Origin of the sequence: Sediminibacterium sp. (genome assembly GCF_051860225.1) — a bacterium.
Lineage (GTDB): Bacteria > Bacteroidota > Bacteroidia > Chitinophagales > Chitinophagaceae > Sediminibacterium.
On the sequence record NZ_JBHYEI010000001.1, the window covers coordinates 1,010,210 to 1,031,785 of the forward strand.

The 21,576-nt window shown below is 37.4% G+C and carries 24 protein-coding genes; 16 read left to right on the plus strand and 8 right to left on the minus strand.

Features of this window, described 5'->3' with window-relative positions; all coding sequences use genetic code 11:
- Positions 1–3: 3 nt before the first annotated feature.
- From ACTIEI_RS04320 to ACTIEI_RS04330, 3 genes are read right to left on the minus strand one after another with little or no spacing between them, the layout of a single operon-like run.
- Complete coding sequence (locus ACTIEI_RS04320) at positions 4–399, minus strand: c-type cytochrome (RefSeq protein ID WP_439505053.1); 396 nt, start codon at positions 397–399, stop codon at positions 4–6.
- Positions 400–453: 54 nt separating this feature from the next.
- A complete protein-coding gene (locus tag ACTIEI_RS04325; protein ID WP_439505054.1) occupies positions 454–1,509 on the minus strand; it encodes a sugar phosphate isomerase/epimerase family protein in 1,056 nt (351 codons plus the stop codon).
- 3 nt (positions 1,510–1,512) lie between these two features.
- Positions 1,513–2,679, minus strand: coding sequence for a Gfo/Idh/MocA family protein (locus ACTIEI_RS04330; RefSeq protein ID WP_439505055.1), 1,167 nt, complete (start codon positions 2,677–2,679; stop codon positions 1,513–1,515).
- A gap of 192 nt (positions 2,680–2,871) precedes the next feature.
- Between ACTIEI_RS04330 and ACTIEI_RS04335 the strand changes: the two genes are divergently transcribed.
- From ACTIEI_RS04335 to ACTIEI_RS04350, 4 genes are read left to right on the plus strand one after another with little or no spacing between them, the layout of a single operon-like run.
- Entirely contained in the window at positions 2,872–3,753 is an 882-nt protein-coding gene (locus ACTIEI_RS04335) for a hydroxypyruvate isomerase family protein (RefSeq protein WP_439505056.1), read from the plus strand.
- 38 nt (positions 3,754–3,791) lie between these two features.
- Positions 3,792–5,471 carry a GMC oxidoreductase gene (locus tag ACTIEI_RS04340; RefSeq protein ID WP_439505057.1) on the plus strand — a complete coding sequence of 560 codons (1,680 nt, stop codon included), beginning with the start codon at positions 3,792–3,794 and terminating at the stop codon, positions 5,469–5,471.
- Positions 5,472–5,491: 20 nt separating this feature from the next.
- Positions 5,492–6,061, plus strand: coding sequence for a gluconate 2-dehydrogenase subunit 3 family protein (locus ACTIEI_RS04345; protein ID WP_439505058.1), 570 nt, complete (start codon positions 5,492–5,494; stop codon positions 6,059–6,061).
- A gap of 54 nt (positions 6,062–6,115) precedes the next feature.
- Entirely contained in the window at positions 6,116–6,985 is an 870-nt protein-coding gene (locus ACTIEI_RS04350) for a TIM barrel protein (RefSeq protein WP_439505059.1), read from the plus strand.
- Positions 6,986–7,032: 47 nt separating this feature from the next.
- On the opposite strand, the gene ACTIEI_RS04355 is transcribed toward ACTIEI_RS04350, so the two are convergent.
- Complete coding sequence (locus ACTIEI_RS04355; RefSeq protein ID WP_439505060.1) at positions 7,033–7,743, minus strand: hypothetical protein; 711 nt, start codon at positions 7,741–7,743, stop codon at positions 7,033–7,035.
- 65 nt (positions 7,744–7,808) lie between these two features.
- Positions 7,809–9,278: a Gfo/Idh/MocA family protein gene (locus ACTIEI_RS04360; RefSeq protein WP_439505061.1), complete on the minus strand. Its 1,470-nt coding sequence runs from the start codon at positions 9,276–9,278 to the stop codon at positions 7,809–7,811.
- Positions 9,279–9,486: 208 nt separating this feature from the next.
- Here ACTIEI_RS04360 and ACTIEI_RS04365 point away from each other — a divergent pair, with 208 nt between their 5' ends.
- The 4 genes from ACTIEI_RS04365 (at position 9,487) to ACTIEI_RS04380 (ending at position 13,609) form a co-directional block, all read left to right on the plus strand.
- Positions 9,487–9,816, plus strand: a complete 330-nt coding sequence (locus tag ACTIEI_RS04365; protein ID WP_439505062.1) for a hypothetical protein — start codon at positions 9,487–9,489, stop codon at positions 9,814–9,816.
- Positions 9,817–9,891: 75 nt separating this feature from the next.
- Positions 9,892–11,514, plus strand: a complete 1,623-nt coding sequence (locus tag ACTIEI_RS04370) for a peptidase dimerization domain-containing protein (RefSeq protein WP_439505063.1) — start codon at positions 9,892–9,894, stop codon at positions 11,512–11,514.
- A 31-nt stretch (positions 11,515–11,545) separates the two neighbouring features.
- The gene (locus tag ACTIEI_RS04375; protein WP_439505064.1) at positions 11,546–12,922 is read left to right on the plus strand and encodes an aldehyde dehydrogenase; all 1,377 of its coding nucleotides are present in this window, start codon (positions 11,546–11,548) and stop codon (positions 12,920–12,922) included.
- Between the two features lie 42 nt (positions 12,923–12,964).
- Positions 12,965–13,609 carry a glutathione peroxidase gene (locus tag ACTIEI_RS04380; protein ID WP_439505065.1) on the plus strand — a complete coding sequence of 215 codons (645 nt, stop codon included), beginning with the start codon at positions 12,965–12,967 and terminating at the stop codon, positions 13,607–13,609.
- Here ACTIEI_RS04380 and dusB read toward each other — a convergent pair.
- Positions 13,602–14,642 carry a tRNA dihydrouridine synthase DusB gene (gene dusB / locus ACTIEI_RS04385; protein ID WP_439505066.1) on the minus strand — a complete coding sequence of 347 codons (1,041 nt, stop codon included), beginning with the start codon at positions 14,640–14,642 and terminating at the stop codon, positions 13,602–13,604. The two genes, ACTIEI_RS04380 and dusB, sit on opposite strands and share 8 nt — an antisense overlap.
- Before the next feature lie 83 nt (positions 14,643–14,725).
- Between dusB and ACTIEI_RS04390 the strand changes: the two genes are divergently transcribed.
- The 5 genes from ACTIEI_RS04390 (at position 14,726) to ACTIEI_RS04410 (ending at position 17,695) form a co-directional block, all read left to right on the plus strand.
- On the plus strand, positions 14,726–15,628 hold the full coding sequence (locus ACTIEI_RS04390) for a lysostaphin resistance A-like protein (RefSeq protein ID WP_439505067.1): 903 nt from the start codon (positions 14,726–14,728) through the stop codon (positions 15,626–15,628).
- Positions 15,612–15,818, plus strand: coding sequence for a hypothetical protein (locus tag ACTIEI_RS04395; RefSeq protein ID WP_439505068.1), 207 nt, complete (start codon positions 15,612–15,614; stop codon positions 15,816–15,818). Before ACTIEI_RS04390 ends, ACTIEI_RS04395 begins: the two co-directional genes overlap by 17 nt.
- 24 nt (positions 15,819–15,842) lie before the next feature.
- Positions 15,843–16,703, plus strand: a complete 861-nt coding sequence (locus tag ACTIEI_RS04400; protein WP_439505069.1) for a phosphatidate cytidylyltransferase — start codon at positions 15,843–15,845, stop codon at positions 16,701–16,703.
- A 47-nt stretch (positions 16,704–16,750) separates the two neighbouring features.
- Positions 16,751–17,407, plus strand: a complete 657-nt coding sequence (locus ACTIEI_RS04405) for a phosphatidylserine decarboxylase family protein (RefSeq protein WP_439505070.1) — start codon at positions 16,751–16,753, stop codon at positions 17,405–17,407.
- A gap of 84 nt (positions 17,408–17,491) precedes the next feature.
- Positions 17,492–17,695, plus strand: coding sequence for a hypothetical protein (locus ACTIEI_RS04410; protein WP_439505071.1), 204 nt, complete (start codon positions 17,492–17,494; stop codon positions 17,693–17,695).
- A gap of 57 nt (positions 17,696–17,752) precedes the next feature.
- Here the strand turns inward: ACTIEI_RS04410 and ACTIEI_RS04415 are convergent, their stop codons facing one another.
- Entirely contained in the window at positions 17,753–18,448 is a 696-nt protein-coding gene (locus ACTIEI_RS04415) for a YjjG family noncanonical pyrimidine nucleotidase (protein WP_439505072.1), read from the minus strand.
- A gap of 25 nt (positions 18,449–18,473) precedes the next feature.
- Here ACTIEI_RS04415 and ACTIEI_RS04420 point away from each other — a divergent pair, with 25 nt between their 5' ends.
- The 3 genes from ACTIEI_RS04420 to ACTIEI_RS04430 all read left to right on the plus strand — a co-directional run bounded on the left by ACTIEI_RS04420 (position 18,474) and on the right by ACTIEI_RS04430 (position 20,668).
- The gene (locus tag ACTIEI_RS04420; RefSeq protein ID WP_439505073.1) at positions 18,474–19,172 is read left to right on the plus strand and encodes an SDR family oxidoreductase; all 699 of its coding nucleotides are present in this window, start codon (positions 18,474–18,476) and stop codon (positions 19,170–19,172) included.
- A 69-nt stretch (positions 19,173–19,241) separates the two neighbouring features.
- Positions 19,242–19,799 carry a cupin domain-containing protein gene (locus ACTIEI_RS04425; RefSeq protein ID WP_439505074.1) on the plus strand — a complete coding sequence of 186 codons (558 nt, stop codon included), beginning with the start codon at positions 19,242–19,244 and terminating at the stop codon, positions 19,797–19,799.
- A gap of 23 nt (positions 19,800–19,822) precedes the next feature.
- Positions 19,823–20,668 carry a helix-turn-helix domain-containing protein gene (locus ACTIEI_RS04430; protein ID WP_439505075.1) on the plus strand — a complete coding sequence of 282 codons (846 nt, stop codon included), beginning with the start codon at positions 19,823–19,825 and terminating at the stop codon, positions 20,666–20,668.
- 18 nt (positions 20,669–20,686) lie between these two features.
- On the opposite strand, the gene ACTIEI_RS04435 is transcribed toward ACTIEI_RS04430, so the two are convergent.
- Entirely contained in the window at positions 20,687–21,574 is an 888-nt protein-coding gene (locus ACTIEI_RS04435) for a flavin reductase family protein (RefSeq protein WP_439505076.1), read from the minus strand.
- Positions 21,575–21,576 lie beyond the last annotated feature (2 nt).

Here is a 21,576-nt window from a genome sequence, read left to right on the forward strand (position 1 = left end):
AAATTACTTAAGTAATAAAACGTATTTCACCATTGCTTTTGCATCTTCTTCACTCACTTGTGGATGTGGTGTCATGGGTACTTCACCCCATACACCTTTACCACCTTTTATGATTTTACCAGCTAGCATACTGATGTTTTCATCCGTTGCTTCGTATTTGTTGGCAACATCTTTATAAGATGGTCCAATCAATTTATCATTTACTTTATGGCAGGTTAAGCAATCAGATTTACCCACTAATTCTAATCCTTTGGTGTAGTCAGGATTACTGCTTAAATCTGCCACTGGAGCTGCTGCTGGTGCAGTTTCTGCAGCTTTTTCTTCTTTCTTTTCTTCACTACCGCCGCAAGCTGCAGCTACTAATCCTGTGATGGCAAACAGCACTAAGTACTTTTTCATAATCGTTTATTTAAAATTTATAATCGCAACACTTTTCGTGCGCACAAGTTAAAGTTAGTTGATACCTAATATTTTTTTATTAAAATTTTCGTCTGATCCGGTTCCAGCAAAATCATCAAATGTTTTATCGGTTACTCGAATGATATGCTGCTGAATAAATGGTGCTCCTTCTGCTGCGCCTGTTTCAGGATGCTTCAATGCACATTCCCATTCCATCACTGCCCAACCAGTATAATTGTATTGAGCCAATTTACTAAAGATGGTTTTGAAATCTACTTGCCCATCTCCTAATGATCTAAAGCGCCCTGCTCTGTCTACCCAACCTTGGTATCCACCATAAACTCCTTGTTTACCTGTTGGATTAAATTCTGCATCTTTAACATGAAACATTTTAATTCGTTCATGATAATGATCTATATAGGCTTTATAGTCTAAGCACTGTAGTACAAAATGGGAGGGATCGTATAACAAACAAGCACGTGGGTGATGGTTTACTTTTTCAAGAAACATTTCATAGGTAACACCATCGTGTAAGTCTTCTCCTGGATGAATTTCATAACACAAGTCTACTCCATGTGCATCAAATTCGTTGAGTATTGGCATCCATCTTTTTGCCAGTTCAGTAAATCCTGTTTCTACCAATCCTGCTGGTCTTTGAGGCCAAGGGTAAACGGTTTGCCACAATAATGCTCCGCTGAAAGTAGCGTGGGCATTGAGTCCTAGATTTTGTGAAGCTTTGGCAGCATACTTTAATTGTTGCACTGCCCATTCAGTTCTTGCACTAGGGTTTCCTCTCAGGCCTTCGGGAGCAAAGCCGTCGAATAACGCATCATACGCTGGGTTTACGGCTACCAGTTGTCCTTGTAAGTGGGTGGATAGTTCAGTGATTTCTAATCCCGCAGCGGCTACAATCCCCCTAATTTCATCCGCATAGGTTTTGCTTTCTGCAGCTTTTTGTAAATCAATACAACGCGCATCCCAAGAAGGTATTTGTACGCCTTTAAAACCCAATGATGCAGCCCATTTACAAATAGACGCTAAAGAGTTAAATGGGGCTGTATCGCCCATAAACTGAGCCAAAAAAATACCTGGTCCTTTTATATTCGTCATTATTTAGATTTTATATTCAGTCCACTTTAAATCGGATTGCGCAGAAGCAACTACATTGTCAATAAATGCCATGCCTCTGATACCATCTTCTACACCTGGAAAATCCAATTGTTCTTTGGTGGGTGTAGTGCCATCTATTTTTGCTTGAACAGTAGCGGTAAAGTTTTTATAGATATTGGCAAATGCTTCTAAATATCCTTCTGGATGTCCGCCTGGAGTTCTGCAATTGCTAGTAGCAAAACTGGATAAACGATCTGTATAATTTGCTCCTGCGCGAAGTATTTGCATAGGTGCTTCCAACCATTTTACTATTAATGTATTGGGTTCCATTTGTGCCCATTCCAATCCGCCTTTTTCTCCATACACGCGAATTTTCAATGCATTCTCTTCACCTGCTGCAACCTGTGATGCCATTAATACACCTGATGCGCCATTGCTGAAATGCAACAATACTGCACCATCATCATCTAACATACGCCCTTCCACTTTGGTATTGAGATCTGCACATAGTTTGGTGATTTGAGCGCCTGTTATATATTCTGCTAAATGGGCTGCATGTGTACCAATATCGCCCATGCTTCCACTCTTGCCCGATTTTTTAGGATCGGTTCTCCAAGCTGCTTGTGCATTGCCTTCTCTTTCGCTGAGTTTACTCAACCACCCTTGTGGATATTCTACCCAAACTTTTCTAATTTTTCCTAAAGCGCCATCTGCTACCATCGCTTTAGCCTGTTTAACCATTGGGTAACCAGAATAGGTATGCGTTAAGCAAAGCGTTAACCCAGTTTCTGCTACTTTGGCTTTTAATTGTTTTGCTTCATCTAAAGTAAAAGTGATGGGCTTTTCTATTACTACATGAAACCCATTCTCCAATGCCATCATTGCAGGTGCAAAATGAGCAAAATTGGGTGTTACAATCGTAACAAAATCCATGCGTTTGTCTGCTGGAAGTGCAGCTTCCTTGGTAATCATTTCATCGTAAGTAAGGTAAATACGATCCTGCGGTAAATAGAGCATTTCACCCGATTCTTGCGCAATGGTTGGATTGATACTCAACGCTCCGCAAACCAATTCAATCTGTCCATCCATATTGGCAGCCAAACGGTGGATTGCTCCAATGAAAGCATCTTTACCTCCACCCACCATTCCCATTCTTAATTTTCTAGGCATAGTATTTTTTTTATAATGATTTGAAATTTTATAAGAAGCACTAATTTAAACATTCTCCCCGATTATATTCATTTAACTCTTATTAATCATTGTTGCAATCTGTTTACCGAATGATTCGGGTTATTAAAGGATTTATAAAATTCCTAGTGTTTTGATGCAAACAAATAATTATATTAGGGTTCTAATTGCTATATGAAAAATTCATCGAATAGGCGTTCTGTCATTAAAAACATTATTACAGGTTCTGTTGCAGTAGCATCAGCACCTCTTATTCCTACACTAGCTTCTTGTGCTACTGTATCAACTACTATGAAAGGAAATATCAATCATTCAGTTTGTCGTTGGTGTTTTGATGGTTTATCATTAGATGAATTATGTGTTGAGGCTAAAAAAATGGGCATTACTGGTATAGATTTAGTAGGTCCAAAGGATTGGCCGATTTTAAAGAAACATGGATTGATGTCTACTATGTGTAATGGGGCAGAAATTAGTCTGGTAAAGGGATGGAACGATCCTCAATACCATGATACCCTCATTAAAAATTATACTCAGCATATTAATTTAGTGGCTGATGCGGGTTATAAGAACTTGATTTGTTTTAGTGGCAATAGAAATGGAATGGACGATGCAACTGGGTTAAAAAATTGTGCGGAGGGCTTGAAAAAAATAATGCCACTTGCCGAAAAAAGAGGGGTTGTGCTTGTAATGGAACTTTTTAATAGTAAAGTGGATCATAAAGACTACATGTGTGATAACACTAATTGGGGCGTAGATCTATGTAAGGCAGTTGGCTCAGAAAGTTTTAAGTTATTGTACGATATCTATCATATGCAAATTAATGAAGGTGATGTAATCAGAACCTTAACTAAACAAGCTCCCTATATAGCGCACTATCATACTGCAGGTGTTCCCGGAAGACATGAAATTGATGAAACACAAGAATTATATTATCCTGCCATCATGAAAGCAATTGTAGCAACCGGATATAAAGGGTATGTGGCACAAGAGTTTATACCAATTGCAAAAGACAAACTTGGGTCACTTAAAAAATCAATTGAGATCTGCGACATTTAAATTTTTTATAAACATCTATCAACGTTTAAACCACCAACATGGCTGAACAAAATTTTGACGCGATTGTGATTGGCTCTGGCATCAGCGGAGGCTGGGCAGCAAAAGAGCTAACTGAGAAAGGCTTAAAAGTACTGATGCTCGAAAGAGGGCGCAACATTGAGCACGTAAAAGATTACGTGAATGCCAACAAAGAAGCTTGGGATTATCCGCACCACGGAAGAAAAACGCAGGAAATGATTGCGGAAAATCCAGTCCTCAACCGTGATTATCCTTTGAATGAGCAGACTTATGGTATGTGGGTAAAAGATACCGAAAGTCCTTATGTAGAAGTAAAAAGATACGACTGGTTTAGAGGCTATCATGTAGGTGGGCGCTCTTTATTGTGGGGTCGTCAAAGTTATCGTTGGAGCGACTTAGATTTTGAAGCCAATGCTAAAGATGGTATTGCAGTTGATTGGCCTGTTCGTTACAAGGATATTGAGCCATGGTATGACTATGTAGAAAAATTTGCAGGCATTAGTGGTAATAGAGATGGCTTGGCTGTTTTACCCGATGGACAGTTTATGCCTCCTATGGAAATGACCTGTGTAGAGAAAGATGTTGCTAAGCGATTGAAAGAATACTATAAGGGCCAACGTGCAATGATTATTGGTCGTACGGCAAATATTACACAAGAATTAGAGGGCAGATCTGCTTGTCAGTTTAGAAACAAATGTTGGTTGGGATGCCCATTTGGTGCCTATTTCAGTACACAGAGCTCTACTTTGCCTGCAGCTATGAAAACAGGTAATCTTACATTAAGACCTTGGAGCATTGTTACAAAAATTTTATACGATAAAGACAAAAAGCGTGCAACTGGCGTTGAAATTTTAGACGCGGAGACCAATAAGACTTATGTATACAATGCTAAAATTATATTCTTAAATGCATCCACTTTAAATTCTGCTTGGATTTTGATGAATTCTGCAACAGATGTTTGGGAAGGTGGTTTAGGAAGTAGTAGTGGTGAGTTGGGTCATAATATTATGGATCACCATTTAGGAGTAGGTGCTGGGGGAAGAATGGAAGGCTATGAAGATAAATATACTTTCGGAAGAAGGGCTAATGGTATATACATTCCTCGTTATCAGAATATTGGTAATGACAAACGTGATTATTTAAGAGGATTTGGTTATCAAGGAAGTGGTAATAGAGGCGGATGGGGAAGCAAAGTAGCTGAATTTACTATTGGTGCAGATTTTAAGGAAGCTATTTCTGAGCCTGGTGGTTGGAGTATGGGAATGATGGGATTTGGTGAAGTATTGCCAGATCATAAAAATTTTGCTACTCTTGATAAAACGGTAAAAGATAAGTGGGGTTTGAATGTGTTGAAAATTGATGCCGAACTGAAAGAGAATGAAATGAAGATGCGCAAAGACATGCAGGCAGATGCCATTGAAATGCTTACCAATGCTGGTGTTAAGGATGTGAAAGGATATGATGCCAATGCAGTACTCGGACGTGGAATTCATGAAATGGGTACAGCAAGAATGGGTGCAGATCCTAAAACTTCTGTGGTGAATAAGCACAATCAAATTTGGGATGCACCAAACGTATTTGTAACCGATGGTTCTTTCATGACTTCAGCTGCATGTGTGAACCCCTCATTGACTTATATGGCATTCACCGCAAGAGCTGCAGATTTTGCAGTGAGCGAATTGAAGAAAGGAAATTTATAAAATCATTAAACGCATTTATCATGATGAATAGAAGAGAAGCATTATCCAGCGTTGCGCTATTATTAGGCGGAACCATTTTAGGATCGCAGGCTTTTTTGTCTGGCTGTAAGTCTGCAACAAGTGATGCCCTTACATTTACTAAAGAAGACATTGCTTTTTTAAACGAAGTTGCCGAAACCATCTTACCTAAAACCAATACACCTGGAGCTAAAGAAGCCAATGTAGGTGAGTTTATGACGGTAATCGTAAAAGATTGCTATAAGCCTGAAGAAGCAAAAGTATTCATGGAAGGCATGGCCGCATTGAAGTTTAAAGATTCAAAAGCAAAAATTGGCAAAGCCTTTATGGAAGCCAGTGCAGAAGAGCGCACCAAATTATTAACTGAATTAGATGCAGAAGCCAAAGCTTTTCAAGAAAAGAAAAAGCCAGAGGAAATGCCGCATTATTTTAGAATGATGAAAGAGCTTACTTTATGGGGCTTCTTTACTTCTGAAGTGGGTGCTACAAAAGTATTGCGTTATGTAGCTGTGCCAGGCAAGTTTGAAGGCTGTGTTGAATACAAAAAAGGAGACAAGGCTTGGGCAACCTAAATGGGTGGCATCAAATTTGTTTTAATGCATTTTGTTGACTATTAAAAAAATTGTATGAGTAATAATAGAAGAGATTTCTTAAAAACAGCTGGCCTTGCTGCTGCAGGTTTAAGTTTACCCTTTATTGGGAAATCTAATTTCCTAAATACTTTAGGTGAAACAAAAAAGCTTTCTGCATTTGGTTTGCAACTATGGACAGTCAAGGAAGACATGATGAAAGATGCCAAAGGCACTTTAGCAAAGCTGTCTTCCTACGGGTATAAGCAAATCGAAAGTTTTGAGGGTCCCAAAGGATTTTTCTGGGGCTGGAAGAATACTGAGTTCAAAAAATATATGGACGACTTGGGCATGAACTTGGTTTCTGCTCATTCTAATAACACAGTTGATTTTGAGCGTAAAGCTGCAGAAGCTGCGGAAGTTGGAGTGAAGTATTTGATTTGTCCTTATAAAGGTGCGCAAAAATCGATTGAAGATTTTAAACGCTTTAACGATGAGTTTAATAAGAGCGGAGAAATTTGTAAGAAAAACGGTATCCGTTTTGCTTATCACAACCACGATTATTCCTTCAAAGTATTAGACGGTCAAGTTCCTCAAACAGTAATGATGGAGGGAACAGATGCTGGCTTAGTAGATTTTGAAATGGATATTTATTGGGTGGTTGCTGCCAATGAAGATCCCATTGCATGGGCTAAAAAATACCCGAATCGTTTTAGATTATGTCATGTAAAGGATCAGACTAAAACAGCCAAAGGCATTGAGTCTTGCCAAATTGGAAAAGGCCAAATAGATTTCAAAAAGATTCTTGGTCAACTACAGAAATACGGCATGAAGCACCATATTATAGAGCAAGAGGCATTCACTGGAACCAATCCAATGGAAAGTGCTGAAAAAAATGCGGCTTATATGAAGGATTTTTCAATTTAATTTTTTGCAGCAAAGCATACACTATATAAAGGGTTAGCATAAAAATGCTAGCCCTTTTTTTGTAGGAGCGGCAAAATATTATAAGTGGTTTCAACTGACCGTTCTTTTCTGTTCCATTTGGTTTTTACTGGAATTTTTGCACCAAAGGGTAAACCCCAAGCTTGATTAAAGTCCATATTAGGCTGTATAACAGCAATTTTAGAGGGATAATTTGGAATAATGTTTTTTAATTCCTGAAACTCTTCTTTGTAGAGTGCTTTGTAAGCATAAATCATCCAAGGCATGATAATGGTAAACTCAGCTGAAGGTAAATCCGATGCTTTTATAGGTTGTCCATTCAGTTGTTGAAAAGATTCAGCCCATTTGATTATGTTAGATTTGTTACTATCTATTTTTTCGTAGTAAGTAGTTAGAGAATCTTTTTGTTTTGCTATATGTAAAAAACGAAACGCATCTTGGTCACCATCTTTTGCTATCCATTCAATCCCCTGTTGATCAAAAAAACGATTTGTAATAGAATTAAATGGAGAATTTAAAAAACTAGAGTCAAAAGCAAGATTTGGGATATATATGGGCTGTCCAAAGTGAACAAATTCACTTTGCATGAAAGTTAAAATACTACTTGCATTTTCTACCCTAGCAGTTTTGACTCCGCTCAGTTTATACATCGTTCTTCCGCATCCACTGCTTAAAAGGGTTATTAAGAATAGCAGTATAAAGTATTGACGCAATTTACTGTCTTGTATTTTATGCTCCATATTGTAAAATAAAACCCACTTTGTTAAAATCCAAAGTGGGTTTATTCAAAATAGAAATAATAAAATTAGAAAGCTCTATATTCTTTTTTTACAAACTGATTGGCTTCATCAAAGTTGGTGATTTTCATGTTTGGTCCGTCCCAAAGCAGTTTGATGTTTCTGCCAGGGTAAGACACTCTACCTGATGATTTCTTTTGAATATCAAAACTGCGAATGGCTAAGTTGCCCATTAACACACTTTCCGTTAAAGGACCTGCAATATCAAAATTGGAACTTAATTCTTTCGCTTGCGCTGAACCATATCCTGCAATTGCGGCTTCTACCCATGCAGCGTAGTGGCCATTATCGCCCTTGGGCACACGCTTAATGGTTTGTGGCACACCATCGTATTCTTTGCTTTTGCTGGTTGGCAATAAGTTAGGTAAAGCGCCATAAGTGCCACAGATCATTTTACCCTTTGTGCCTTCAAAAATGGCTCCATTACCTCCATCTCCCATCATTTCATTTGGTCCTAATTCTTCAGGACGAGCAGGTTGAATTCCTCCATCCATCCAATGTAGTTTTACATCAGGCTTTCCATTCTGCCCTTTAAAGGTTAGGATAATATGTGATGCTGTTGGGCAGCTCTCTGGATAATAAGCACGGGTCCATGGTTGTAAATATCTGGTGGCAACACTACACTCTGCAGAAACAGGATATCCTAATCCTAACACCGCAAAAGCAGGGGCCATAATATGACAAGCCATATCTCCTAATGCACCGGTGCCGTAATCCCACCAGCCTCTCCAGTTAAATGGCAATAAGCCATCTACATAATCTTTAGCAGGTGCAACACCTTGCCAAAGGTTCCAATCTAATCCTTCTGGAACATTGCCTTTAGTTGTTGGCCAACCAACTCCTTGTGGCCATACTGGTCTATCGGTATAACAATAAATGGTGTGTACATCGCCAATTAAGCCTGCATTGTACCAATCAATTAATTTTCTCACCCCATCTCCACTTGCACCTTGGTTACCCATTTGAGTAACTACTTTGTATTTGTGTGCAGCTTCTGTTAATTCCCTGGCTTCAGAGATATTGTGTGATAAGGGTTTTTGAATATATACATGCTTATTTAATTGCATAGCTGCTAAGCCTTGTATAGCATGCATATGGTCAGGTGTTGATACTGATACTGCATCAAAATATTTATGCTCTTTATCGAGCATTTCTCTATAGTCTTTATAGTATTTTGCTTTGGGATAACGCTCTCTACTTTTTTTAGATTGCCTATCGTCTACATCACACAAGAAAGCAATATCTGCTTTTCCACTGTTGTAGAAACTCCATAAATCACTTTCTCCTTTACCTCCGGCACCAATACCTGCTATTTGAAGTTTATCACTGGGTGCAGTAAATCCACGTCCTAATACATGACGAGGTATAATGTAAAACCCTGCTGCAGCAAGGCCTGCGTTACGCAAGAACGACCTACGCGAATTGGTTTGTTCTGCTTGTTTGTCTGTAGATACAACAGCTTTTTCTTTCTTTTTCATATGGCGCAATTGTGAAGTATGAATATACTGAAAAATGTAAAATGTTGCTTTAGCGATTTTACATTACTAATGGGCTATGTCTATTTCTGAATATTAGTGCTAAATACGTGAATCATAGTACTTATTTCTTAAATCATGTAACGGCAAAATGCTTTCAACTTTTAACCTTTATATCGTAATAATTCAGTTACAAACTAAAATTATAAAAATGTTAAACAAAACAACTCAAGACTGTGTAGATGCTTGCAAAAAATGTGCAGAAGCTTGTGAAACATGCTCAACTCATAATGAAGGTAAAGAAGGAATGGAACACTCGGTAGAACTTTGTTTGGCTTGTGCCGATGCTTGCAATGATTTAATCGCTGCGAGTGAAACCAATTCAAATCTTGATGCTCTTTGTAAAATATGCGAGGAGGCTTGTGTTGCCTGTGCTACTGAATGTGAAAAACATGCTGACATGAAACATTGTAACGATTGTGCCGATGCTTGTAGAAAATGCGCTGATGAATGCAAATCAATGCTCGCTTCAGCAGCATAATCAAATCAAATTCATTCAAATCTGGCTGGTTTATTTTATTTATATATCTTACAGTAATCATTAATAATCCAGCCAATGATTACTGTAAGATTATTCCTCCTAACAGCTTTTTTAGTTTTTACTTTCGGACTGAGCGCCCAAAAAAAATCAACCACTGTTTCTTCCAAAGTAGATGTTTGGAAAACCGAGGTCTTAAAATCTTTAGATGATAAAAAGAAGACCGCACAGGAAATGGTTGACATGGTTTTTAGTTTTTCTGAACTCGGCTTTCAAGAAATTGAATCTTCTTCCTATTTGATTGGCATCCTCGAAAAAAATGGTTTTACGGTAGAAAAAGGAATTGCTGGAGTTCCTACAGCATGGATGGCTAAATGGGGTAATGGTAAACCAGTGATTGCATTGGGAAGTGATATTGATGGTATTCCAAAAGCTTCTCAAAAGCCTGGCGTTGCTTATAAAGAACCAATCGTAGAAGATGCACCGGGTCATGGGGAAGGGCATAATTCTGGATTACCCTTGGTAATACTATCTGCTATAGAAGTTAAAAAAATTATGGAGCGGGAAGGGTTGTCTGGCACACTGATGATATGGCCTGGAGTAGCTGAAGAATTGGTAGCTACAAAAGCATGGTATATTAGAGATGGGTATTTTAAAAATGTGGATGCCTGTATTTTTACGCATGTTGGTAGTAATTTGGGTGTATCATGGGGCGATGCAGGAAATAATGGATTGGTATCTGTTGAATTTAAATTTGAAGGGAGCTCTGCCCATTCAGCTGGTGCACCATGGCGAGGGAAGAGTGCATTGGATGCTGTAGAACTGATGGATATAGCATGGAATTTTAAAAGAGAGCACCTGAAACCAACACAGCGCTCACATTATGTAATAACAGATGGTGGTGATCAACCCAATGTCGTTCCTTCTAAAGCTTCTGTATGGTATTATTTAAGAGAAAGAACTTATGAGGATATCAAAAACATGTATGATGATGCAATTTTGTATGCAAAATCAGTTGCAACCATGACGGGTACCAAAGTATCTCACCAATTATTAGGAACAGCTTGGCCAGGTCATTTTAATAAATCTATTGCCGAGGCAGTGTATAAAAATATTACCAAAGTTGGCTTACCAACATGGGATTCATCCGATCAACAATTGGCAAAAGCTGTTCAAAAATTAGTGAATGCGCCAAAGAAAAATCAACGGGGAGAATCCATTGATGGTTTAGCAATGAAATTAGATACTTTGTATGGACCAGTTCAATTTTCGATGGGCGGTGGTAGCGATGATATAGCTGATATCGCATGGAATGTTCCCACTGTTGTTTTACGCTACCCTTCTAATATTCCTGGCACCCCTGGGCATAATTGGGCAGACGGTATTGCAATGGCAACACCCATTGCACACAAGGGGGTAGTGAGTGGGAGTAAAGTGGTAGCAGCTACTTTACTTGATATGTTTACCAATTCTGCGATTATAGAAAATGCTTGGGACTATCACAAAAATGTGCAAACCAAAGACATAAAATACATTCCTTTTGTTGAAGCTTCTACTCCACCGGCAATCCATCTCAATAAAAAGATCATGGATCAGTTTAGACCTCAATTAAAGAAGTATTATTATGATCCATCAAAATATAAAACATACTTAGAACAACTGGGTATTCAATACCCACAATTGGAAAAGAAAGGCTTATAAGTGTTAACTTGTTCATCTAAATATTTGATGAATGCAAGCCCTTTTAGCACAACTTCAGCAACAGCGACAATTTTTTGAATCTGGATCTACCAGACCATATGCTTTTAGAAAGCAACAGCTCTTGAATTTAAAGAGGGCAGTAGAAAACCATGAAGAAGAAATTTATGCTGCTTTATTTGCAGACCTGCACAAAAGCAAAGAAGAATGTTGGGTTACAGAGAATGGATTTTTTTTGGCTGAGTTAAAAGATACTATGGCCAACTTAAAACAGTGGATGGAACCTGAAGCAGTGCCCACTAATTTATTGAACCTCCCTTCTAGCTCTAAAGTAATGCGAGAACCTTTGGGTGTGGTCTTGATTATTGGTCCTTGGAATTATCCTTTTCAATTATTGTTTACTCCTTTAATGGGAGCGCTTGCTGCAGGAAATACAGTGGTATTGAAACCCAGCGAGTTTGCTCCCGCCACTGCGGTAGTGATGGAAAAAATAATTCATGCAGTGTTTCCTCCTGAGCAAGTATTGTATGTGCCTGGGGACGGCGCTACGGTGATTCCAGCAATGATGAATCAGTTTGCGTTTGATCATATTTTTTATACCGGTAGTACCAGTGTGGGGAAAATTATTTATAAAATGGCTGCTGAAAAATTAGTTCCTGTTACATTAGAATTGGGAGGCAAGAGCCCATGTGTAGTAGAAGAAGATGCCAATATAACTGTTGCTGCAAAACGAATAGCCATGCCCAAATATTCGAATGCTGGGCAAATGTGTGTGGCTCCTGATTATGTATTGGTGCATGAATCTAAAAGAGTAGAATTAATAGAGGCACTTAAAAAAGTAGTACCAACATTTTATGGTACTGACGCATCGAAGGAAGAAGGCTATGGAAGAATCATTAATGAAAAACAATTCAATCGGATTGTTCAATATTTATCGGATGGAACCATTGTGTATGGGGGTAATTATGATGCTGCTTCTCTTTATATAGAGCCTACTATTTTAGACGGTGTATCTGTTGATTCTAATATCATGCGTGATGAAATATTTGGCCCTTTACTTCCAATTCTAAGTTTTAATACAATGGAGGAAGCCAAAGCTATTATTTCAAAAAATCCGAATCCTTTGGCTTTTTATATTTTCACGGGGAGCAAAGCCAAAGAGCAAGCTTGGTTGCATGCGGTTCCTGCAGGAGGCGCTTGTGTAAATACGGCAACACTTCATTTAACCAATCCGAATTTGCCTTTTGGTGGCAGGGGTTTCAGCGGAACTGGCGCTTATCACGGTAAATACAGTTTTGAAACTTTTAGTCATAAAAAAGCCGTGATGAAAACACCAACCTGGTTTGATCCTGCAATGAAATATCCTCCCTTTACTGGGAAGTTAAAATTATTAAAGTGGTTGATTGGCTAATAAGCTTGTTTGGATTAAACCTTTTCATTTGAATAAACGTATATGAAGCGAGTAGTTATTATTCTTATTGTAGTGTTGGCAGTTGCTGGCCTGCTAATAAAAAAACCTGAAATGACCTGGAAACAATCTATACTGAAAGCCGCTTATCCAATAATTATGTTTGTTGGAAAACTAACTGGGCAGTCTAAAAATATTTTACTTAATAAGGATCAAGCCAAACCTACAGCATCTTTCTATGATCTACATGCGGTTAAGAACAATGGCGATACACTACATTTTAGTGATCTAAAAGGAAAGAAAGTCTTGTTGGTGAACACGGCTAGTGATTGTGGTTATACAGGTCAATACGATGAATTAGAACAGTTACATCAGCAATATGGAGATCGCCTTGTAGTGATTGGTTTTCCTGCCAATGATTTTAAAGATCAAGAGAAAAAATCGGATGAAGACATTGCTGCATTCTGTAAAGTCAATTATGGAGTAACTTTCCAATTGATGAAAAAAGGACAAGTCATTAAGGGAGCTCAACAACAACCAGTTTATGAATGGCTTACTAATCCTACTAAAAATGGTTGGTGCAGTAAACAGCCAGATTGGAATTTTTCTAAATACCTAATCAATGAGAACGGAGTGTTAGATAGCTATTACTCTCAATGGGTTTCTCCTAAAGATATTCCGACTAATTAATAGGACATTTTTGGTGGTAGTCTATTAATTCAATAGGCATGCGTTCGAACTCATAACCCTCATAATTGGCAGTAACTTCGTCTAAAACCGATTCAATTTCTTCTGGTTCCATTAAAGTGACTAAACGAGCTCTGTAATCTTTGATGCCCGGTAATCCCTTTAGGTAATTGGTATAATGTCTACGCATTTCGAAGATGCCCACTTTAGGTCCTTTCCATTCCACCGATTTGCGTAAATGTTTTTTACAAACAGCCACACGCTCGGCCAATGTTGGTGCTGGTAAAATTTCACCAGTAGCCAAGTAATGTTTTATCTCTCTAAAAATCCAAGGATATCCAATGGCTGCTCTACCAATCATGATGCCATCAACTCCGTAACGTTCTTTGTATAATTTGGCTTTTTGCGGGCTATCAATATCTCCGTTTCCAAATATGGGTATTTTGATTCTTGGGTTATTTTTCACTTTGGCAATTAAAGTCCAATCCGCTTCGCCCTTATACATTTGCGCCCTAGTTCTTCCATGGATGGCCAATGCTTTGATGCCTACATCTTGTAAGCGTTCTGCTACTTCTTCAATATTTTTAGTTTGATCATCCCAGCCTAGCCTGGTTTTTACTGTAACGGGTAGCTTGGTGCTTTTGACTGTTGCTTCTGTTAAGCGAACCATTAAATCTATATCTTTTAAAACCCCAGCTCCTGCACCTTTGAGTGCTACTTTTTTAACTGGACATCCAAAATTGATATCTAGTAAATCGGGGTTAACCGTTTCAACAATCTTCGCGCTCAATGAAAGGGCTTCTTCATCCCCCCCAAATATTTGAATACCTACCGGACGCTCATATTCGAAAATGTCTAATTTTTGACGGCTTTTGATGGCATCTCTAATCAGCCCTTCGCTACTTATAAACTCAGTATACATCAGGTCTGCTCCGTTGTCTTTACATACCGCTCTAAATGGCGGATCGCTTACATCTTCCATAGGAGCCAACAAAAGTGGAAAATCAGGCAGTACTATTTGATCTATTTTAACCATATTGCAATACACTACCTTTTATCATTTATTCCTTTGCGGAAGATAAAAGGAATTGCAAATTTACAACCTTATTACTCAATTTAATGAATCAGAAACCTGTTGTTGCCTATTCTAGTCAGTTTGCCATGCTTTTGGGCTTTTTAGGAGTGGGATTAATTTTAAGTGGATTATTGATGAGTTGGATTACTTCTGTGATTCTTCGAGTTCCCTTTTTTCAGGTTCCTGAAGCACTGCTTAGGCCAGAAAATGTTCAATTTTCCCGTTTTGCCAACGCTTTTACCACTTTTATAGCCTTTTTTATACCTGCATGGGCTGTTGCAAAAATTTCCTACCCAAAAGCCCTTCCAGCATTAGGCTTTAATAGTCAAATGAATATTAAGCAGGTTGTAATAGTAGGTGCTATTTCTTTTGGAGCTCTTTTTTTAAGTGGTTCATTGGCAGCAATAAATGAAATCATTCCTATGCCAGCCAGTTTTTTAGCTAAAGCTAGGAAATTGGAAAATGAGTATCAACAAACGATGATTGCGTTGGCTACCATGAAAAATTTAGGCGATTTATTTCTTGGATTATTGGTCATTGCTGTGGCTCCAGCCATTTTTGAAGAAGTACTATTTAGGGCAGGTGTGCAAAGGATTTTGGTAGGGCTCACCAAAAATGTGGCTATTGGAATAATTATTTCATCCATTCTTTTCAGTGCAATACATGCTTCTTATTTTGGGTTTTTGCCAAGGGTTGCATTGGGGGTGGTATTAGGCCTTATTTATTATTTAACTAGTAATTTATGGTTGGCTATTTTAATGCATTTTTTAAATAATGCGGTAGTGGTTATTCAAATTTATGTGTACACACAAATGGGCAAACCTATAAAAGAAGCCATGGACGAGTCTATGCCTATTTGGTATGGAGTCCTTGGTTTAATGATTGTTATTCCTGCATTTATCTTTTTAAAAAAGCAGCTACCTTTAACCAATGAATCAGTGGACTAAAGTTTTTGCTACAAAAAGTATAGCCGAGGCGTGCATTTTAGAAGGTATGCTTTTAGAAAATCAAATACCTGTTCAGCAATTGAATAAACAAGATAGCAGCTATGTCATTTTTGGGGAAGTTGAAATATATGTACCTTTTCATTTAAAGGAAACAGCAATTCAGTTGATACAACAGACTTTCAGTCAGTAAGAACAATATCTTTATCCTCGTTTTATGGCATTAAATCTTCAAACATTAAGAACCAGGGCAATTACTGCGGTGGTATTTGTAATAGTGATGTTGGCTGGTCTCTTTTATAATGAGTGGAGTTTTCTGATTTTATTCACAATAATTATGGTGGGTTGTTTGGTTGAATTCCATCAGTTAATGGGGAAGATAAACGCAACGTATGCTGGGGCTCCTATCATTTATAAATCACAAAATATACTTGGAAGTTTTTGGGTGATGCTCATCATTGCGGGCAAGGGTACACTGTATCAATCTTTGCCGCTTTGGTATTGGGGTTCATTCATTATTTATATACTCATCATTGTTTTGTTGGTCACTATTTTCTTCTATAGGCCAAAGTTGGGCTATCCTGTTAATTTATATTCGGCATTGGGTGTGCTGTATATTACCATTCCTTGTGCCATGATGGTAGATTTATACGATCATAGCATACAATTTTTTAAAGGCCCAGATTGGATTTTACCCATGGTGATCATAGCCTCTATTTGGATTAATGACACTATGGCCTACCTTGTTGGTTCTTTAATTGGGAAAACACCACTTAGTCCCATTAGTCCTAAAAAGACCAAGGAAGGTACTTATGGAGGAATGGTTTTAGCCGTTCTAGTTGTGAGTTTAGCAGGTCATTTTTTCTGGAACTTACCCATTAAAACCTTAATAGCAATATCGCTTACTTCGGCAATTGCTGGAACTTTGGGCGATTTATTGGAAAGCAAAATCAAGCGAACTGCCGGTGTTAAAGACAGTGGAAGTTTTATGCCAGGACATGGAGGCTTTTTAGATCGGTTTGACTCATTATTGATTGCTGTACCAGCCGTTTGGATTGTTTTATTTCTTTTTTTCTAAGAGTATCTTAATCGAACCATACATTTGCACTTTAATTTTTACCATATATGACTATACATAGGGAAGGATATAAAACCATTGCGATTACAGCATTATTATTTGGGGCTATTAACCTGATCTCATTTAGCTTTTTAAGTGCGTCATTTCCAATTATTGCAATGATCATTTTTGGACTTACGTTGGCGTTGTTTCTTTTTATTATTTCATTTTTTAGAATCCCCAATCGTGTTCACACTTTAGATGATAATAAAATCATTTGTCCTGCAGACGGGAAGGTAGTGGTAATTGAAGAAATAACCGATGTGGAATATTTTAAGGATAAGCGCATACAGGTGAGCATTTTCATGAGCCCAGCCAATGTGCATGTGAATAGATATCCAATGAATGGGGAGGTAACGTATAACCAATATCATAAAGGGAAGTACTTGGTTGCCTGGCATCCAAAGTCTTCAACAGAAAATGAACGTTGGAGTGTAGCAGTAAAGAACCAATATGGAGAAATATTATTCAAGCAAATTGCTGGAGCTCTGGCAAAAAGAATATGCAATTATTCTATAGTTGGTCAAAAAGCCACACAATGTGATGAATATGGCTTTATTAAATTTGGTAGTAGGGTAGATGTATTATTACCTGTTGGAACAAAAGTGAATGTTGAGCTCAATCAGGTTGTAAAGGGTGGGGTTACTGTTCTTGCAAGTTGGTAATCAATACGTTAAAAAATTAACATAAATTCTTCGTCAAAATTGAACAGAATTAGTATTTTTAATAATAAATCAAAATCAAATCATATGAAAAAAGCGTTTTTATTCGCTACAGCTGCATTTTTAATGAGCGGTGTAGCATTTGCACACGGTGGTGGTAAAAAATGCGCGAAAGGCAAAGAGTGCGCAAAAGATGGTAAGGAAATGAAGTGCGATATGAAGGGCAAAGAAATGAAAGACTGCTGCAAGAAAGATGCGGCTAAAAAAACAACAGAAACTAAAAAAGCATAATCAATCCCCCCAATTGTTACGTACCCGTACTGATTTTTCAGTACGGGTTTTTTTGTCTTATAGTATCTGCTCTAATTCTTTTAAATGAAAAATGGTGTAAGTAGGTTGAATATGCGGAGCTGCATTTATATGATTTACAAATACAGTATCCAATCCTGCATTAATGCCACCTTGAATATCCGCATCTAAATTATCGCCAATCATAATACTATTCTTAGTATTGGCTCCCGTTTTATTGAGGGCGTATTCAAAAATCTCTTTGTTGGGTTTTAAACTATTGCTTACTTCTGAAGTAATCATTTCAGTAAAGTAATTGTCTATATTACTCTTCAATAATTTATGTTGTTGCACTTTTTCGAAACCATTGGTAATCAAGTGAAGGATATATCCTTTTTCTTGAAGGTATCCTAATATTTCGTGCGTATACGGGAAGAGTTTATTCTTATTCGGTAGAATATCTAAGAATTCCATTCCCATAGAACGAGATAGCTTTTCGTCTGCAAATTTAAAATCGAGCATGGCCAAATACATTCTTTTCCACCTCAATTCATCTTGTTTTATTTGACCTTTTGCATACCTCTCCCAAAGCAAATGATTGTGGAAACTATATCGTTCAAAAAAATCATCAAAATGCTCAATTCCCTTTTGGTGTAATTGGTTATTGTCGTAAAGGTCTTTTAAAGCTTCTTTAGAATTGGTATCGAAGTCCCAAAGGGTATGATCTAAATCAAAAAATAAGTGCCTGTATTGCATTGTGTAAAGTTAGTAACTTTAGTAGATGAATATAGTAGTAACTGGCGCATCTAAAGGGATAGGAAAAGCTATTGCCGAAAAATTTGCTACAGAAGGCAATACCCTATTGCTCTGTAGCAGGGGCGAAAAAAGTTTGTATGATACCGTAAATGAATTACAAACCGCTTACCCAAATAGTATTATTAAAGGGATGTCTTGTGATATGTCCAATAAAGAAGAGGTGCTGGCATTTGCCCAATGGTGTTTAAAATATGGTACGCCTGATATTTTAGTAAACAATGCAGGTCAATTTATTGCAGGAAGTATTCATGATGAAGCAGAAGGAATCTTAGAAGAGATGATTCAAACCAATTTGTATAGTGCATATTATTTAACCAGGGCATTGTTACCTACCATGATACAAAAGGGGGCTGGTCATATTTTTAATATTTGCTCCATTGCATCGTTAAATGCCTATGCCAATGGAGGAAGCTATAGCATTAGTAAATTTGCTTTATTAGGGTTTAGTAAAAACCTTCGAGAAGAATTAAAACCCATGGGCATAAAAGTAACTTCGGTTATGCCAGGCGCAACATTGAGTGCAAGCTGGGGTGGTTTTGAGATTGATCCCAATAGAATCATGGAAGTAAATGATGTAGCTGAAATGATTGTGGCAGCTTCAAAACTTTCTCCAATGGCTGTTGTGGAAGATATTGTAATGAGACCTCAGTTGGGAGACCTTTAGGAAAAATGTCGTTTTTTTACCACTACTATTGACCGAATTCGTTGCAGCTTTAGGTTAAATAACTAAAGTATGAAACGGAAAGAATTTTTTACCAAAACAGCCATGTTATTGCCTTCTATTGCAATCATGGGAAATTTAGTAGCTCAAAAAGGCTCTTCTAAATCATCTAAGTCATTTGTAGTGGATGCAGGAAAATCTAGGTTTGGAGAAGTGGTTAAGTTTCTCGGAGTCCATCCAAATGATTTGAAAATTTCATCTAAAGACACCAATGGACATTTATCTGTTTTTGATTATGTGGGTACTGCTAAAGTTGGCCCCATGCTGCATGTTCATTTTGAACAGGATGAAATATTTACGGTGATAGAGGGCAGTTATCGCTTTGTTGTAGGAAATGAAACACATGTATTGAATGCAGGGCAAACCATTTTTTTACCACGAAATATTCCACACACTTGGATTCAGTTAACCGATTATGGTAGAATGATCTATTTTTTACAGCCAGCTGGTAAGATGGAAGAATTCTTTAGTGTGATGAACAAAATAACAAGCAAGCCAACAGAAGACGAAATGAATAAAATTCATGCAGCACACGGAATGAAAGTAGTTGGTCCACCACTTAGCTTATGATTTAATTGTAAATTAGAAATTGTATGATTTTAAAGGATTTTCTTCCTGCACCTGATGTACAATCATATGTACAGCTTTTTCGGATTGTTCATCTAGAATTTTCCAAAGGGGAAGCCATTCCAATAAAAGCCTATCCACCTAGGCCAGAACAGTGTTTAGCATTTTATCCTTATGATAAAGAAACAGTACAATATGCTGGTTCTAATAAAATTGTTCATCATTTACCCGTTGTATTGTACGGGCAATTTACTCAGGTAACCAATCGATTGATTGGCCATCAATTTCTGGTTTTTCAAATAGTATTTTATCCTGGGGCACTATACACATTAACTGGAATACCTTCCATTGAATTAGTCAATGAGTATTTAGATGGCAGTATTTTTTTTGGTAATCAAGTGCATGAAGTGAATGAGCAACTGTATGAAGCAAAAAACTATGAGACTATGATTTCCATTGGAAATCAATTTATTCGAAAATTAATTTCTACCATTAAAAAGCCTATCCTTCCAATTGATTGGGCATGTGCTCAACTCTTGAATAAAACCAGTCAGTTGACTATCGATCAAATTGCTAAGCAAGCTTGTTACAGTACTAGACAGTTAGAAAGAAAGTTTAAAGAAAGAACTGGCGTGAATCCAAAACTATTTATGCGAATTATCCGGTTTGATAATGCATTTCGTCAAAAGAATAGTAATCCTGCAATGGACTGGTTACGCATTGCTATAGAATGTGATTACCATGACTATCAGCATTTAGCGAGAGATTATAAAGACTTTACAAATTTGACGCCCAACCAATTTCATCTGATTGAAGAGAACGCACCTGAAAGAAAATTCGGACTAAACGAAGGGTTCTATAAAAATGAATAATTGAATTACACAAAATTTCTATAAAGTGCCTGAAAGCAGTATTTGCCAAGCTTCCTGTACTTTTTCTTGCATCAACAACTCAGCAGCATATTTATGCAATTCCTGTTCCATTTCAGTAGGGTTAATTGAATAGTATTGAATAATATTTTTTAAACGATCATCGTGAAATGCAGGGTCAATGCTGGGTAATTCGTGTACATTTCCCAACTGTCCTAAATGATTGCCGGTTAAAATGGAGCTATGTTTTATGCTTTCTGGAATTGAGTCTATCCCTATACCCAATGCGGTATTTGGTTTGGCAACTTTAAATAAATTATGTGCATTTACTTTACAGTACCAATCTCCTCCAAGTCTTGCAACCAGTTCTAATTTAGTTTGGTCTATCATGGTTCCCTCAGCATTAAGAATAGCATCATCTATATGCATGCAAAGCACTTCTGCAATGACTAATTGACCTGCTCCACCTTGGTCTCCTAAACTTTTTACTTCATTTATTTTGCACTCTAACTTTATTTTTGCTTCTTTTACCATAGGTGATTTAACCATCGTAGCAGCCTCTTTGCTGAAGCCTGCTTTAATGAATTCATCAACTCCTTTTGGGTATTCGCAACTCGATAAACTCATTTGTTGTACCATACTATAATCTACTATGTTAATTACACATTCTGGTATGGCCAACACATTCTCTAAAGTATGTTTAGTAGTATTGTCTCTTCCTCTTCTAGCAGGTGAGAAAATAACTATTGGAGGGTTTGAAGAAAATAAATTAAAAAAACTAAAAGGACTCAAATTAATATTACCTGCTTCATCAATAGTACTCGCAAAACAAATAGGTCTTGGGGCAATTGCGTGTTGCAACCATGCTTGCTTTTGCATGATAGGTAACTCCGATAAAACTATTTTCATAA